Raw genomic sequence first — 15338 nt, 5'->3', positions numbered from 1 at the left:
CGCAAGGATTTTATCGAACGAAGATAATTAAAGGGATGCTACTAATATTTTATTGATTCCGTATTCGCAATGGCACAGTAATTAGACAGCTATTTTGAGTACTAAAATTGACGCATTGGCCAGCTTTGAATCAGTGATGTGTACCGTTTCTCCGCGCAAATAGGAGGTACTCTTGTGACCCGAACGAACGGCCTCAACGGCCGGATTATTCCTTTACCTCAAGCAGTCAAACAAAGCGGTCGCACTTCTAATGCAGGCGGGGCGAGCGGCGCGAATCGCCCGTTTCAGGTTACCCCCGCTTCATCAGTAGTTGACATTGCTGCTCGAACGCTAGCTTCCGCGCGTGGGGTGCACTTCGCTCGACAGCATAGCGCACGACACTATGCTGCCCTCCGGGGGGACTTTCGCAACGATGCACTTGTAGCACGCGGGCTGGTTAATACGATCTCGCGTCGCTTATTTCAGACGAAGGACCCAGTCTTGGAGGACCTATTGCGACAGTTCCCTGACTGCGATGATCCGGATCATCTTCTGTTGTCTATGCGAAGAGTTTCGCTCCATCCGGCCGCGATGGCGCTTCTGTTAAGCCATGCTGCGGAAAGTAGCCCTCCCGGGGCGCGACGCAAGCGGTTAGAGGCGGAATTGGAGGCGCTCGTGGGCTCCGGGTCGGACTGGGAGTTTACGCTGCTGGGCTGGTTGGAGTTCGGGGCCACAAGCCGTGACACGATGGCTCAAATGCGGATGCTCTATCAGCAATCATCCCTAGTGCGGCAGGGGCTGGTTAGGTTCTTCGAGAAACTAGCAGGCATGAAAAATAGGGACCGGAAGATCAAGGTATTGATCCGGGCGCTAGGTTTCCAATTATCAGGAATCGACGAGAGAATCCTGGAAAAGGAACATCTTGCAGAAGTGATTTTCGACCTTAAACGCCTGCTGCTTTTTATTGGTTGCGAGGAGCGCTGTCGACATATTGCAGAAAACATAAAGTCGGCAAAACTTAGTGCAGATGATGTGCTCAAGATGTTATTGAAAATGGTTGATAATTTCTGGCTGACGCCAGAATGGATAGTCGAAGAAGGGCGTGCAATATTTCTTAATCCGTCCGAAATACAGCTGCTTTCAATAAAATTGTACGACCTCAGTAAAGGGCTTCCGGACCCATGTTTCCGTGACGAGGAGCATCGGAGTCAAATATTGGATAGCCTAAGTAAGGCGATTGAAAACGCAGAATGTTTGATGCTGAAAGAGTGAATTATAGAATCCGATAGATCGATGAAATTCATATTTTCAACGCTATGCGAATCGTATTTTCATAATTTTAGTGTAAAAAAACGTTTTTATTTTCGAGTTTGTCTATTTTAGTTGTCAGAATATATATTTGTAGGTTTTTTAATTATCTATTATGGATATAAAAACCAAAAGAAATTTAGACAAATTTTTCTCAATGTTAGACATGCGCCATATTCGCATTGAGCCAACGATGGAAATCTGTGATGGGAACTTTCGGCTCTTCGTAGAAATTTGCAACGATCGGGTGATGCTCTCATCGATGCGTCAGATCGACGACCGGGAAGCGCCGGCAGTGCTGGAGACTCTTATGTCGCTATGGTCTCCTAGCTGCACAGGGGGCATCCCCGTACGGGCTTTCTATGCGGGCGACGGAATTTACGTTTCCGCGACTTTTCCCGAAGGAAGCTTGGCTGAACTTTGGTATCGGATGGCCCGTGCGCAGCGCAGGCTGTTGGAAAGTTGCCTACAGGAGACGGCATGCCGTTTTTGAAAGCCATGCGCTTCCTACCGTTTGCTGCCGCAGCAATCTTCCCTTCACGGTCGATGTCTGCCTTTTTCGCTAGCCGCGAAGTCAGTCTTCTAAAGAGGAAACTGTCATGAAGCGCATCGCCTCATGGCTTATTGCCTTACGGGGGCGCCAGGACGTCGTGCTCGCGATCGTCCTGATGGTGGCGGTCTTTATGATGATCCTGCCGCTGCCTACGCTCATTGTGGATCTGCTTATTGCGCTGAATTTCGGCATGGCGTTGATGCTTCTCATGACCGCGATCTATGTACGCGATCCGCTCGACCTTTCCGCTCTGCCGTCGCTGCTGCTGATCACCACGCTCTTTCGTCTGGCGCTGACTGTAAGTACGAGCCGTCTAATCCTGCTGCAGCACGATGCTGGCGAGATTGTCACGGCATTTGGCAACTTCGTGGTTGGAGGCAACTTGGCGGTAGGTGTCATCGTCTTCTCAATTATCACCATCGTGCAGTTTATCGTAATCACAAAAGGCGCCGAGCGTGTTGCAGAGGTTGGTGCGCGCTTTTCTCTCGACGCTATGCCTGGAAAGCAGATGAGCATCGACGGCGACCTCCGCGCCGGCACCATCGACGCGGCCGAGGCCAAGCGGCAGCGCAGGATGGTGCAAAAGGAAAGTCAGTTGTATGGCGCGATGGACGGATCTATGAAGTTCGTCAAGGGCGATGCAATCGCGGGCATCATCGTAATCCTCGTCAACATTGTGGGGGGCATCGCTGTAGGCGTGATGCAGCATGGTATGGGTGTGGGTAAGGCTGTCGACATTTATGCGGTGCTGTCGATCGGCGATGGACTAATCGCGCAGATCCCCGCGTTGCTGATCTCGATCGCAGCGGGAATCGTTGTTACACGTGTGCCTGGCGAGAAGCGCGAGAACCTGGCGCAGGACTTGGTGGTCCAGTTCTCGCGGCAACCCTACGCGCTTATGATCGCCGGCGGGGTAATGTTTATTTTCTCGCTCGTGCCGGGCTTCCCCGCCTTCATCTTTCTCCCGCTAGGCGTTGGTATCGGGCTAATTGGCTTTTTCTCACTACGCAAGCTAAAGGCCACGGGAGAGGCCGGCAATCCGCCGGAAGGCTCTGGCGAGAAGAGTGCAGAGATGACGCCGGGCGCCGAGCCTCTGACGCTGAAGCTGTCACTGGACTTGGCCGCGCGGCCGGAGTTAGCCGAAGCCCTCGAGCGGTTGCGCTGGGAGAAGTTTGAACGTCTCGGCGTAGCACTTTCGAAGATCGAGCTGCGGGCGGACAAGGCGCTACCGCCCGGGACTTTTTCGATGCTTCTTTACAACGAACCTGTAATAAACGTAACCCTACGCAACGGCATGCTGTTGCTTGGTAAGCAGTGCGCCCGCATGGGCGCGGTTCTCGAAGTGGACGAGCTCCCCTTTGGTGGACTGACACTCCAGTGGGTAGATACGCAGCGCGCCGACAGCCTGCGGCAGGCCGGCCTGCCGCTCCTATTCGACTTGGATTGTATCGTCTATGTGGCGTCGCTGGTTGTTGACCGCTTCGCCGACGAATTCATCGGCGTTCAGGAAGCCCGCTTCCTAATGGACGCGATGGAAGGCCGTTATCCGGAACTGGTGAAGGAACTCCAACGTCAAGTGCCCGTCAGCAAGGTGTCGGATGTGCTTCAGCGGCTGGTCGCAGAAGGTATCTCGATCCGGGACATGCGGACGGTCTTTGAGGCCATGATCGAATGGGCCCCAAAAGAGAAGGAGGCCGTAATGCTTACCGAGTACGTGCGAGTAGCGCTGCGTCGACAAATTGTGAGCCGACACGCCCAGAACGATGCGAGAGCCAATGTGTGGTTGATTGGCGAAAGCATCGAGAACGTGATCCGCGATTCGATCCGCCAGACGGCTGCGGGATCCTACTCAACACTTCAAGCTGACCAGGTCGAAAAAATCGTGGCACGAATCAAGGAGGGCATTGGTGAGTATGAAGGAGCAGATGGTGCCCTAGTGACCGCTATCGATGTACGTCGGTTCCTACGCAAGTTTCTCGAGCGCGATCTATTTCGCGTGCCGGTACTGTCGTTTCAGGAGTTGGGCGACGATGTGCAATTACGCGTGCTTGGCAATATAGATCTGATTGGGGAGATAGAAGATGCGCTCCATTAACGAAGCGTCGGTTGTCGCCCTGCTGGATTCCTCATTCACGCGATGCAGGCACCCCGTCGTCGGACCAATCGAGCGATTTGGCCGCGTGGTGGAAGTTGGGCCGACGTTGCTCAAGGCGACACTGCCCGGTGCAACGCTTGGCGAGGTCTGTGAGGTGGAAAGCATCCTCGCCGAGGTCGTGGGACTTCAGTGCGAGATCGCCGTGCTTTCGCCCTTCGCCGAGCCGCTGGGCATGGCTTGCGGCGCGCTTGTCAAGCCGCTTGGGTCCGTACATAGGATTCCGGTGGGTTCTCATCTTATCGGATCCGTAGTCGACGGATTGGGTAGGCGGCTGAGTGGGCCACCGGTGCCACAAGTCTGCGAGATGCGTGCGCTAGATGCCGAGGTGCCCGACCCACTCACACGACAGCCGATCGATGAGCCGCTGCCGCTCGGCGTGCGCGCGATCGATGCAATCCTTACATGCGGCCGCGGACAGCGAGTCGGCATCTTCGCGGCAGCGGGCGGCGGGAAGAGCACGCTACTAGGCATGATTTGCGACGGCAGCCTCGCGGATGTAGTCGTACTGGCCCTCGTCGGCGAGCGTGGCCGTGAGGTGGGCGAGTTTCTTGACCAGACACTCACGCGCGAGGCGCGCGAGCGGGCGGTAGTGGTGGTGTCGACATCCGATCGTCCCGCGCTGGAGCGCCTGAAGGCGGCCTACACCGCGACCACAATCGCCGAGCACTTCCGCGACCAAGGACTCAATGTCCTACTTATGATTGATTCGCTGACGCGCTTCGCGCGTGCGGGGCGCGAAATCGGCTTGGCTGCCGGCGAGCCCCCCGCTGCAGGGAGTTTTCCTCCAAGTGTGTTCGCACGACTGCCACGCCTGCTTGAGCGGGCCGGTTGCGCTGCACGTGGAAGTATTACCGGTCTTTATACCGTTCTCGTCGAGGGAGACAACATGAACGAACCGATCGCCGACGAGGTGCGGTCGATCTTGGACGGGCACATCGTGTTGACGCGCAAGCTCGCCGAGCGAAACCACTACCCGGCCATCGACATCCGGCAAAGCAAGAGCCGGGTGATGGGGCAGGTGACGTCAGCTGATCACCGCGCGTTGGCAGGACGGGCGGTACGCCTGTCTGCGCAGTATGAGGAGATCGAGTTGCTCGTGCGGGTTGGCGAGTACCAGCGTGGAAATGACGCCGAGGCCGACGATGCGCTGGATCGACGCGCGCGGCTCGATTCCTTTCTACGGCAGTCGTCCGGCGAAAAGCCGAGCTTCTCCGAAACACTTGCTGGCCTGCGTAACGTTGTAGAAGGGTGATGCTAAGCCAACTGATGAAAATCAAGCGGTGCCGCGAGATCGGCCTTCGCAACCGCATCCGTCGTCTCGAGGCTGACATCGCGGCAACCCGGGAAGCGCGCCAAACAAATAGAGCGGACCAGTTAGCGCTGCGCCAAGCGTGGAGCGAGGCGTCGCGCATTGAGCGGGAAGTAGCGGGCACCGCGTTACGCAAGCTTAAGGAGAGCTTGCATGACTTCTACGCGCGCGAGCAGGCCCTGAGCGAGCGGCTAGAGAAACTAGGCGCTGAGATACAGGCGAAGGAACGAGAGTCGCGAGAGGTCGCCAACGAACTCAAGGCAAACCTGCGCGGGCAGGAAAAATTGGCGGTGGTGATAGAGGAGTGGATATGACGGTGAGGTCGCTAAAAAGCCCTAACCAGACGGCTGTTCGTGCTGTGACGGAGCGGCGCCCTCCGAACAGCGGGGATCGCGAAGCGTTTGCAGGGTTGCTCAAGCGACGCAAACGAGAGCCGGCCCAAGCCAGCGTGAGCGAAGAGTCTGGTGCGCAGCAACAAGTGAGCGGCCTCCCCGGCGCCGGGTTCATGCTGCCTGGTATGCACGTCAGACGTGGCATGCATTCGGTGGATGGCGAAATCGTGCGCACGGCTTCGAAGGCATCGGCAATCGCCAAAAGCGACTTCTCCGATCTGCCGCCGGACGCACATCTAGTCGCCTTGGGGAGCAAGGCGGGAGAACTTAATCTGCGATTCAGCGCGGGACCGTGGGCTGGACTCGAGATCCGAGCGGCAATGCATGCGAGCGCCATCGTGCTGACGCTACGGCCCCAGACTCGGATACAGGAAAAGCGGTTGGCGCTGGCCCGCGACGCACTCGTCAACGAAATTAAGGCGCAGGCGGGTGCGGATGTCAGAGTCGAATTTAAGGAAGCGATAGATGTTACTCGATGACTGGAGCAGCGAAGAAGCTGCGATGGCACGCGCAATAGACGGTGGCCGCGGATTTGGGCGAGATAGCGACGCCCCCGCCAACACGCCGTCTCAGCGCCGGCGCCAACCGGCGGCCCAGGGTCGCCCAGAAATGTACGCCCCGTCGTTCGACATAGAGGGCGAAATACATGATCTCGGTGAGATCGATCGGGTCGATCGCCTTCAAGAGGCTTGCAACTCCGCCGAACAAAACGCAAGTCCGCTTCCCCATACATTCAAAGGTGCCGCGGGAGATAGTTTTCATCTCAAGTATCGGGAGTGCGGTGGAGATGGCGTAGGAATCGCCTTGCGTATCGACGGAATGCCGGCCTACGCGTGGGTGGAAGAACAGCAATGGTGCGATTGGCTATCACCCCAACTTACGGTACAGCGATTCTCGCACACACCCGAAGAGCTGAGGCCGCTACTCGGGCAGTGGGCACTTATCCCCCTGCAGGAATATGCCGCTGCCGAGGGATTAGGGTCCTTGGAATTCGTCAGCACAGCGGCCGCCAGTTGTGCCTTTGAATTTGCACCGACTTTGACGGTCTCCCGTGGCGGCGCGATGCTCACTCTGCGACTGCTTCAATTTCCCGCCCACTGGGTTGCGGCGCTTGGAGCCACGATGGAATCTCGTGCTCTACCGTTTGCCTTGCCACCGATCCCGGTGACCTTTGCTGCAGGGTTGGCCACACTCACGCTTTCGCAGGTGAAGTCGCTGTCGCCAGGCGACGCAGTAGTACTCGACGATGCGACTCGCGTTGAGGAAGGACAAGCATGGCTTGTGGCTGACCACGTACTAGCGCGCATTCAATGTGTGAAGAAGGTCGAGTCTGCGTCGGAAGAGAACAACTATTTTTGGAAGATCGAGAGCGCGCTGCGCTCGGGAGAAAGTATGCCGGACCTTATTCACTCGTCGCTCATCGGTGTGCCAGACGATGTGCACCGCCACGAAGCCACCCACAAACACGTCGAACTAAAACGCTGTGACCCTGTGACCACGATTGGTTCCGACTTGGGAGGACTCGCGGACGAATGGATCAAACTTACTGCAGTAGTTGAAGTGGCGCGATCGACGATGTCACTCGATGCATTGCGCTCCCTCCATACGGGACAAGTACTTGATATTGCGTGCGTCACAGGGAAGGTGGCGTTGACGGTATCCGGACGTACCGTTGCAACCGGCTCGCTATTCCGCGTAGATGACCGCCTGGTCATGCGTATTGAATAGCTTGAGGAAGATCGAGAAGGGCCGCGACAGAGGGCACCGCTCTGATATCGATCTTCCGTAACTTCATATTGCTAGGCAATGCGTTGAGCCACCCAAGCGTGAGGTTGGTTGTGTAGGTCTCGTACGTCCCAGAGCTTTGTGTTACGCGCTCACGCCCCTTCAGATTCAGGTTTTCACCTGGTGGGAAAACCACGTGTCCGTCAACAGAATGGTTCCGGTACTGACGGAACTGCCAAATGTCTAATGTCGATCGCTGACCAACCGCTGCAGTTGATGCTGCTGCTATTCGCCTTGTCCTTGATGCCGCTTTTTGTGGTCATGGGGACGTCGTTCTTGAAAATCTCGATCGTCCTTTCGACGCTACGTAATGCCCTCGGAATCCAACAGATTCCGCCAAACATGGCCGTATACGGTCTTTCGCTTGTCCTGACCCTGTTCATTATGGCCCCCGTCGGTCTGAACATCAGCGACAACCTTAAGGCCAATCCGATAAAGTTGGAAACGACGGGAACCTCCGGCCAAATCGAGACAGAAATACTCGAGCCATATCGCCAATTTCTAAAAGCTAAGGTTAAAGAAAAACAGGTAAAATTTTTCAGCGATATAGGCGACAAGATGTGGCCAGAAGCCTATCGGAAACGGATTCCCAACGATTCGTTGCTGATCCTGATGCCAGCATTTACCGTCAGTGAGCTGATCGAGGCCTTTAAGATCGGCCTACTTCTCTATTTACCATTCATTGCTATCGACCTTATTGTTTCCAATATTTTGCTTGCCATGGGGATGATGATGGTGTCGCCTGTCACCATCTCGTTGCCTATCAAGCTATTGCTGTTCGTTCTCGTCGGGGGCTGGGAGCGATTGCTCGGCCAACTCGTCGAGTCCTATTTTTGAGGGGGCAGCGTGAGCAACGAAGTTATCGTTCAGCTTGCTTCCGGCGTTCTTTGGCTTGTTCTACTTCTGTCGCTCCCCGTAGTAATAGTAGCGGCCGTAGTAGGCGTCGTGGTCAGCCTGGTGCAGGCACTGACCCAAGTTCAGGACCAGACCATTCAGTTCTTGATCAAGCTCGTAGCGGTGTGTCTCACACTTGTCGCGTCCTATCACTGGATGGGCGTGACGATACTGCAGTACACGATAGCGGTGTTCGATCAGATTTCGACAATGGGAAAGTAAGGTGCCTCCCGGAGAGCCATTTCTGCTAATGCTCGCAGTGGCCATGCTGCGCCCGTTTGGCCTGATACTGATGATGCCAATGTTGTCGTCACGCGTGCTTGGCGGCAGCCTTTGCCGCAATGCGGTCGTCTTGGTGATGGCCTTGCCAATCGTACCGCTCCAGCTAGCCAAAGCACCTGAGTTGACCGCTATCTCGATTACGATGCTTGCGATTCTCGGTTTAAAGGAGGTCGCGATCGGTTTCGTAATTGGTTTTTGCGTCGCAATGCCGTTCTGGGCCATCGAGATGGCGGGTACGGCTATCGACACCATACGAGGGTCATCGATGGCCTCGGTGCTAAATCCGTTGCTCGGCGAGCAGTCTTCCGTCTTCGGCATCTTGTTCTCACAGATTCTCGTTGTGATATTTTTTGTAAGTGGTGGATTCAATACCATGCTCACGGCGTTGTACGCATCCTATACATCTATACCGACGCTGACGCCAATTACGCTGACATCGGGAGCGTCGTTATCCAAATTTATCGGCCAGCAGTGGCAGGCCATGATCGAGATGTGCGTGGCATTTGCGCTGCCATCAATCTCCGTTATGGTCTTAGTGGACGTGGCATTGGGACTTGTCAATCGTTCCGCGCAGCAACTTAATGTGTTCTTCGTCGCGATGCCCATCAAAAGCGGACTGGCGTTATTCATATTGGCCATCTCACTATCTTATGGTCTGAGCCCATTCACGCAGCGCTTCAACGAGTTTGGTGCCCTGACCTTGCAGCTGATGGGGACGTTGCGATGAGTGAGAAAAACGAGAAACCGACACCCAAGAAAATTAAAGATGCTCGCGAGGAGGGGCAGGTTGCGAAAAGCAATGATGTAACCACCGGAGTCCAGTTGGCCATTCTCCTCGGCTATTTTTGGTGGCGCGGAACGGACATGATGGCTGGCATGCAGGACCTCATGCGCGTGGGTGTGGCTAGTATCACGTTGCCCTTGCCGGTAGCCCTCGACCGTGTGCTCGGCGCTTCCGTCTCGCTGTTCTTGGACCTGCTGGTCCCGATGATCCTCGTGTTGTTGGTGGGCACAATCGCAAGCCTCTTCGGTCAGGTCGGACTAATGTTCTCACCCAAGGTATTGCAACCAAAGGGCGAGCGTCTGAGCGTGATTAAGAACGCCAAGAACCTGTTTTCCATGAAGTCAGTGTTCGAGTTCTGCAAGTCGTTGCTAAAAGTGACGGTGCTAACCTGGGCCACCTATTTGTTGATGAGGGACAACCTCAACTCGTTCCAATTTTTGTCCCTGTGTGGCGTCGATTGCGGCCTGCGTGCGACGGGACAGATAGTTTATTGGTTGTGGGGGACATTGGTACTTTGCTACGTGGTGTTCGGCGCAGTCGATCTTGCTTATCAGAAGCGGCAGCTCACCAAGCAATTAATGATGAGTCGCGACGAGATCATGAAGGAGTACAAGAACTCCGAAGGGGATCCCGAACTCAAACACAAGCGCAAGGAAGCCCATCGTGAACTGCAGAGCGGGAGCCTTGATGGCAACGTGAAGAAGGCCACTGCCGTAGTTCGTAATCCGACTCATTTCGCGGTCTGCATCTACTTTGTTCCCGGAGAAACGCCGTTGCCACGCGTGATTGAGAAGGGTGACGGCGAACGTGCGCTGCGCATCATCGGTGTGGCCGAAGAGGCCGGTGTTCCCCTTGTAGAACAGGTGCCACTGGCACGTGCCCTATTTACTCGGACGGGAGTAGGGGAATACGTTCCCGCCGACCTGTTTGAGCCGGTAGCCGAAGTACTTCATCTCGTCAACGAGATGCGCGACCAGACGCTCGACAACGACCTCGCTGAGGAAGGGCTACTGGATGACGTTGATTTCAATGTCTCGGGGTCTGAATCTGTCCCGCATGCCGAGCGAAGAACAATATCGACCGTGCCTGGTGACCCCGATGACCTTACCGCCATCGGCGAACTCCATGCCAACTATGAGGGCGGGAAAACTAGTTACAACGTAATAGAGCCAAATCTACATGCGGACGGAGTGCGAGCCGGCCGCCGTAAATGGTGGCGCGGTTAAGCGCATAGCGCGACTGGACATTTTACCGAGTTGAACCGGAGTTCTCGATGATGTTTTGCAAGGCAATGCTGCCGATCCTCTCCCTCATTGTTGCTGCGGCCGCAGTTGCCGAGACGATGGAATCCCGGTTGTCCGTTACCTCGGGTTCATCGTCTCCGAGCGCATGGATTGACTCAAACGTTGAATGGCTCCCGTTGCCACCGCCCGTGGTGACGACGCCCGTGCAGCCGGCATCCATAGGGAGCAAAGGGGATGGGGCGACCACGGTGGCCACCGCAAGAGCGCATGGCATGCCAGTGACACCATCGCCGTCCCAAGCCGGCCCCGCTAGGAATATGTGGCGAGGCGCTCCCGCGACGATCTGGCGCCGTCCAGATAGCGACGCTAGTGCGCTGATACGTGCTGCATTGCCAGGAAGCTCGGATGGCGCTGCTATCACGGAAAGTACACCCGTTGCAGGCGAGGCCAAAAACGATATCGAGGCCGTCCCCGCGCGTGCCTCAAAGGGAGTTGGGACAGACAAAATCACAGGGAGGGAGATAACAAACGTTCGGGTCGACTCGGGTAATCCTACTTCCCACTTGCCGTCGGCACAAGGATTGCCAACTGCCCATGTCGAATCGGACATTGGCCGATCTCCAGACAAGAATGCAAGTGGTGCGGGGCTGAGGTCCATCTTTGATCCTTTCATCGAGGCGGCGGCTCGCAAGCACGGCATAGCCGCCGATCTGGTCCGCGCCGTGGTGAAAGTAGAGTCCAATTTTCAACCGCATGCGCGCTCGCCAAAAGGCGCTATGGGCCTCATGCAAGTAATGCCGGCGACCGCGAAGCGCTTCGGCGCTACCAATCTCGTCGATCCGCACACCAATATCCATGTTGGAACGGAGTACTTGAGCAAGTTGCTGACCCGCTTCGACGGCAATCTCAGGTTGGCACTGGCAGCTTATAACGCGGGGGAGGGAGCGGTGGAGAAGTTCGGCCGTCAAATCCCGCCGTATCCAGAGACGCAGACCTATGTGACAAAGGTGCTAGCACATTTGGACGAGAAATCTCCTTATGCGCAGGGTTCAGCGTCGCGCGCAGTTTGGCCCGCGAGGCCGGACCGCACCGCGGGCACAGAGAGGGCTGGAGGTGTGGTGCCCAACGTGCTCGGCTTGGTCGAGGCGGCACTGACCTCATCGGGCTCTGGCTCGCAAGCGGACCAAATAGTTGGTGGCATGGCGACAGTCGACTTTGACGAAAGTCGCCGCCCAGGAAGATCAGCTCCTGGCATGGCGGTAGTAAAAAATACCTATGTCACTGGCCAATGGCGTCGCATGGACGGTGGAGTACGTACCAACGTTGATTAAAAGCACAAAAAGCGATGCCTCCTCAAGAATTATGATTCAAAAAATCGACTGAATTCATTTCGTGCCAAACTAATTCATAGATAAAAATAAAGATACTATAAATTAATTTTGTAAATGTACTTTGTAAATAAAAAATCCATAGAAACAAACTATTGTTTGTAACTCAATAATGAAAAACGTGGAATGGATCGAAAGCATAATGCGTTGCGATCTTGTCAAACTAGTTGAAGTTAGCGGTTCCATAGCCAGAATTGAACTCGGATCGTTGATGGCAGAGGCCTGGCTGTGTGATATCGGGATATGCATTGGCGTGCGACTGGATTTTATTGATGAGTCTTATTCTTGGATAAATGAAACATCTCTATGTATCGCGACAATCCCAGAAGCTAGCGAAGACTGCTTATCAAAACAAGCAGATCGTTGGATGCTGTGGAGATTTTTTTGTCACGGAATAAGCCAAGATCAGTTTAATGACAGATTGGTTTCGCTCGTAGAATTCGCACAAAGATTGTTAAGAATATGTCATGCAGAACATGGCGGTGATCCGTTAACTATCGGAATGATAATATGATAATTAGAAAAATTGCACTTATTACTGTGCTTATCTGTCTTGTGGACGTCGGTGTTGCTCAAGCCGCGAAGCTCAATCTGAAAGGAGGTGAGTTTTCCGTGTCCTCTCGCGGTATGAAGGTCAGTATGCTCCTTAAGGACTTTGGCGCCAATTTCGGCGTTCCGGTAATCGTAAGCCCGGAGGTCACAGACACATTTGTCGGTACCATCGAAGACAAGAACCCCCAACAGGTGCTTGAACAGCTCTCAGTGTTGTACAACTTGTCGTGGTACTTCGACGGCCGAGTGCTATACGTCTACAAGTCTCAGGAAGTGCAAAGCGACGTGCTAAATCCCTCGTACATTGAAGCCGGAGAACTGGCCGAGTATCTGCGTGAGGCTGGACTGCTCACAGCCGGTTCTTGTTCGGTAAGGGAGGTCAATAATTTCAATGCGGTTGAGGTGTACGGCGTCCCTGTGTGCGTACAGCGCGTAGTCAAGCTCGCCAAAGATCTAGATCAGAAGACACTGAACCACACGCAGAACAAGGAAGTCGTCCAGGTGTTTCCGTTGCGGTACGCTTCGGCGATAGATTCGTCGTACGCGTACCGCGACCAGCAGGTGACGATTCCCGGTGTGGTTTCGGAATTACGTGACATGGTCAAAGGCCGGGCGCTAGCAGTTCCAACGGCCGGCGGCCAAATGGCACCCGTTGCTGGAACCGAGACCACTTTCTCCGCTGATGCGCGCAACAACGCGGTCATCGTTCGAGACCGCAAAGCCAACATGGCTCTTTATGCGGAGCTGATCCGACAACTCGACCAGAAACCGCAGCAAATCGAAATCTCGCTGGTCATCATCGACGTCGATGCAGGTGACATGCGAGAGCTTGGCTTGAACTACAGCGGCACGGCTAGCTTCGGCGGCGGAAAGATCTCCTTTAACACAGCTAGCGGGGTAGCCAACGGTACGACCGCCTCCAACGGCACGTTCTCGGCACTTCTCAACAATTCGTCGGAGTTCTTCGTCAAGGTCAATGCGCTCGAGCAGAACTCCAAAGCAAAGATCCTCTCACGCCCTTCGGTGGTAACGTTAAACAACGTCCAGGCCGTTCTCGACCGAAGTGTGACGTTCTATACCAAAGTTGAGGGCGAGCGCGTGGCCGAACTCGCCTCAGTGGCCACGGGCTCCTTGCTTCGAGTGACGCCGCGCCTAATTGATGCGCACGGCGAGAAGGAAGTGATGCTGACGCTTGACATCCAGGACGGTCGCCAAGAGGGCGTGACCAGCAACTTCGAGCAACTGCCCCAGATAAAAAATTCGGGCATTGCGACGCAGGCCATCCTCAAACCAGGGCAAAGCCTACTGTTGGGAGGGTTCGTCGACGAGAAGCAGCGAGAGGGCGCTACAAAAATTCCGCTGCTCGGCGACCTACCATTTATTGGGGGTATGTTCCGCAACCAGACACGTGAGAGCAACCGTGTTGTCCGCCTGTTTCTAATCAAGGCTGAACCGCACTCATTGGGCTGACGCGGACATGAAACGAAAATACAAAGTCAAGCTGTTGACTGGCCCGCTTGCGGGCCGCCAGGTCACACTGCCTCCGGGCGACTTCACCATCGGGGGAGAAGACCCGGATCTCGACATTGCCCTTGAGGGCGGTCACCGTGCGGTGCTGAGTGTGGATGACGCCGGCGTGACGCTCATTACCGAGGCGCGCTGTTGGATGGATGGTGAGCCAGTCACGAAGCTGCCCGAGTTGATTCCGCGAGACGTAGTGATCGACGTTGGCGGCCTCGGGCTTGTAGTGGGCACAGCCGACGCCACGATCAAAAAATCCACTGTTCCCAACAGACGCAAAGGACCTCAAGCGCGTTGGCGAAAACGCGCGGCAATTGCCGGGATGATGCTAACTGTATCCCTTGGGGCAGGGGGAGCCATTTGGAGTTACGGGCATGTCCAATCCGAAAATGCGGACAACGACACGGCAGAATGGCTGAAGCAATGGGAAGTCGATGCGCACAAATCCGGTCTCCGACTAGCAGCGAACGTGGAGGGCCAGCGTGAACTCGTCGGTAACTGCGAGAGCTCGGCGGATCGTAATCGCTTAGTGCGTCGATTGCGAGATCACGGCGTCATGTTCCGTGACACCACCCAATGCCAAGACGAACTAGTCCGCAACGTTCAAGTTCTACTGGGCTTGCACGGATTCAATGACGTGCGAGTTCGGCAGGGGGCCGAGGCTGGCGCAGTCATCATCACAGGTCGCATCCTCGCCGATGCACGCTGGCAGAGCGCAGTAGCTGCCATGGCGACCATGCGTGGACTGGAACAATGGTCTGTCGAAGACGCGGCTGGAGCACAAGTTCGCGCAATGATCGACATGTTGCGGAGCGCAAACCTAATCGGGAAGCTAAGTGTAATGCGGGAGAACGGATTAATCCTGCTAACAGGAGTACTTGATGAAGGGGCACAGCGCAAGCTCATGTCGGTGCTCGACGAGTTTTCTCAGCGCTTCCCGGACGCGCCGAAGACCATCTTCCAAAACATTCCGACATCCCGCCTACAGACTGGCATCTTTCCGTCCCCAATCATAAGTTTCGGCGGCAGCCGTGACCTTGCTTTTCTCGATCTGGCGAACGGAACACGCTTAAAACTGGGAAGCCGGCTACCAAGTGGCTATGCAGTCACAAACATAGACCGCGCAGGTATCGCCCTTGAACGAGATGGTGAACTTATACATCTCCCTCTGGAACTTTAAATCTATTAAAGG

At 55.3% G+C, this 15338-nt stretch carries 15 protein-coding genes; all 15 read left to right on the top strand.

The window, feature by feature from the left end; all coding sequences use genetic code 11:
- Positions 1-138: 138 nt before the first annotated feature.
- The 15 genes from AC3FLX_RS27110 (at position 139) to sctD (ending at position 15326) form a co-directional block, all read left to right on the top strand.
- Positions 139-1251, top strand: coding sequence for a TyeA family type III secretion system gatekeeper subunit (locus AC3FLX_RS27110; RefSeq protein ID WP_488700435.1), 1113 nt, complete (start codon positions 139-141; stop codon positions 1249-1251).
- A gap of 151 nt (positions 1252-1402) precedes the next feature.
- Complete coding sequence (locus tag AC3FLX_RS27105) at positions 1403-1780, top strand: hypothetical protein (RefSeq protein WP_488700434.1); 378 nt, start codon at positions 1403-1405, stop codon at positions 1778-1780.
- Between the two features lie 106 nt (positions 1781-1886).
- Positions 1887-3935, top strand: coding sequence for an EscV/YscV/HrcV family type III secretion system export apparatus protein (locus AC3FLX_RS27100; RefSeq protein ID WP_488700433.1), 2049 nt, complete (start codon positions 1887-1889; stop codon positions 3933-3935).
- On the top strand, positions 3922-5247 hold the full coding sequence (locus AC3FLX_RS27095; RefSeq protein WP_488700432.1) for a FliI/YscN family ATPase: 1326 nt from the start codon (positions 3922-3924) through the stop codon (positions 5245-5247). The genes AC3FLX_RS27100 and AC3FLX_RS27095 overlap by 14 nt, the downstream gene beginning before the upstream one ends.
- A complete protein-coding gene (locus AC3FLX_RS27090; protein ID WP_488700431.1) occupies positions 5247-5618 on the top strand; it encodes a hypothetical protein in 372 nt (123 codons plus the stop codon). The genes AC3FLX_RS27095 and AC3FLX_RS27090 overlap by 1 nt, the downstream gene beginning before the upstream one ends.
- On the top strand, positions 5615-6175 hold the full coding sequence (locus AC3FLX_RS27085; RefSeq protein WP_488700430.1) for a hypothetical protein: 561 nt from the start codon (positions 5615-5617) through the stop codon (positions 6173-6175). Before AC3FLX_RS27090 ends, AC3FLX_RS27085 begins: the two co-directional genes overlap by 4 nt.
- A complete protein-coding gene (locus AC3FLX_RS27080; protein WP_488700429.1) occupies positions 6162-7424 on the top strand; it encodes a type III secretion system protein SepQ in 1263 nt (420 codons plus the stop codon). Before AC3FLX_RS27085 ends, AC3FLX_RS27080 begins: the two co-directional genes overlap by 14 nt.
- Positions 7425-7667: 243 nt before the next feature.
- On the top strand, positions 7668-8318 hold the full coding sequence (sctR, locus tag AC3FLX_RS27075; protein WP_488700428.1) for a type III secretion system export apparatus subunit SctR: 651 nt from the start codon (positions 7668-7670) through the stop codon (positions 8316-8318).
- A 9-nt stretch (positions 8319-8327) separates the two neighbouring features.
- The gene (sctS, locus tag AC3FLX_RS27070; protein ID WP_488700427.1) at positions 8328-8597 is read left to right on the top strand and encodes a type III secretion system export apparatus subunit SctS; all 270 of its coding nucleotides are present in this window, start codon (positions 8328-8330) and stop codon (positions 8595-8597) included.
- Positions 8598-8625: 28 nt separating this feature from the next.
- On the top strand, positions 8626-9384 hold the full coding sequence (gene sctT / locus AC3FLX_RS27065; RefSeq protein WP_488700426.1) for a type III secretion system export apparatus subunit SctT: 759 nt from the start codon (positions 8626-8628) through the stop codon (positions 9382-9384).
- A complete protein-coding gene (locus AC3FLX_RS27060) occupies positions 9381-10667 on the top strand; it encodes an EscU/YscU/HrcU family type III secretion system export apparatus switch protein (RefSeq protein WP_488700425.1) in 1287 nt (428 codons plus the stop codon). Before sctT ends, AC3FLX_RS27060 begins: the two co-directional genes overlap by 4 nt.
- A gap of 599 nt (positions 10668-11266) precedes the next feature.
- Positions 11267-12016: a lytic transglycosylase domain-containing protein gene (locus AC3FLX_RS27055; protein WP_488700424.1), complete on the top strand. Its 750-nt coding sequence runs from the start codon at positions 11267-11269 to the stop codon at positions 12014-12016.
- Between the two features lie 178 nt (positions 12017-12194).
- Positions 12195-12587: a hypothetical protein gene (locus AC3FLX_RS27050; RefSeq protein ID WP_488700423.1), complete on the top strand. Its 393-nt coding sequence runs from the start codon at positions 12195-12197 to the stop codon at positions 12585-12587.
- Complete coding sequence (locus tag AC3FLX_RS27045; protein WP_488700422.1) at positions 12584-14095, top strand: EscC/YscC/HrcC family type III secretion system outer membrane ring protein; 1512 nt, start codon at positions 12584-12586, stop codon at positions 14093-14095. The genes AC3FLX_RS27050 and AC3FLX_RS27045 overlap by 4 nt, the downstream gene beginning before the upstream one ends.
- A 7-nt stretch (positions 14096-14102) precedes the next feature.
- The gene (sctD, locus tag AC3FLX_RS27040) at positions 14103-15326 is read left to right on the top strand and encodes a type III secretion system inner membrane ring subunit SctD (protein WP_488700421.1); all 1224 of its coding nucleotides are present in this window, start codon (positions 14103-14105) and stop codon (positions 15324-15326) included.
- Positions 15327-15338 lie beyond the last annotated feature (12 nt).

It is taken from the genome of Cupriavidus sp. 291-E7 (genome assembly GCF_057798835.1).
The sequence above is the reverse complement of the archived record's forward strand: the minus strand, read 5'-3'. Positions and strand labels throughout refer to the sequence as shown.

Coding starts and splice junctions, on each gene's coding strand:
- AC3FLX_RS27105 (WP_488700434.1), top strand. CDS start 1,403: ATGGATATAAAAACCAAAAGAAATTTAGACAAATTTTTCTCAATGTTA.
- AC3FLX_RS27100 (WP_488700433.1), top strand. CDS start 1,887: ATGAAGCGCATCGCCTCATGGCTTATTGCCTTACGGGGGCGCCAGGAC.
- AC3FLX_RS27095 (WP_488700432.1), top strand. CDS start 3,922: ATGCGCTCCATTAACGAAGCGTCGGTTGTCGCCCTGCTGGATTCCTCA.
- AC3FLX_RS27090 (WP_488700431.1), top strand. CDS start 5,247: ATGCTAAGCCAACTGATGAAAATCAAGCGGTGCCGCGAGATCGGCCTT.
- AC3FLX_RS27085 (WP_488700430.1), top strand. CDS start 5,615: ATGACGGTGAGGTCGCTAAAAAGCCCTAACCAGACGGCTGTTCGTGCT.
- AC3FLX_RS27080 (WP_488700429.1), top strand. CDS start 6,162: ATGTTACTCGATGACTGGAGCAGCGAAGAAGCTGCGATGGCACGCGCA.
- sctR (WP_488700428.1), top strand. CDS start 7,668: ATGTCGATCGCTGACCAACCGCTGCAGTTGATGCTGCTGCTATTCGCC.
- sctT (WP_488700426.1), top strand. CDS start 8,626: ATGCTCGCAGTGGCCATGCTGCGCCCGTTTGGCCTGATACTGATGATG.
- AC3FLX_RS27060 (WP_488700425.1), top strand. CDS start 9,381: ATGAGTGAGAAAAACGAGAAACCGACACCCAAGAAAATTAAAGATGCT.
- AC3FLX_RS27045 (WP_488700422.1), top strand. CDS start 12,584: ATGATAATTAGAAAAATTGCACTTATTACTGTGCTTATCTGTCTTGTG.
- sctD (WP_488700421.1), top strand. CDS start 14,103: ATGAAACGAAAATACAAAGTCAAGCTGTTGACTGGCCCGCTTGCGGGC.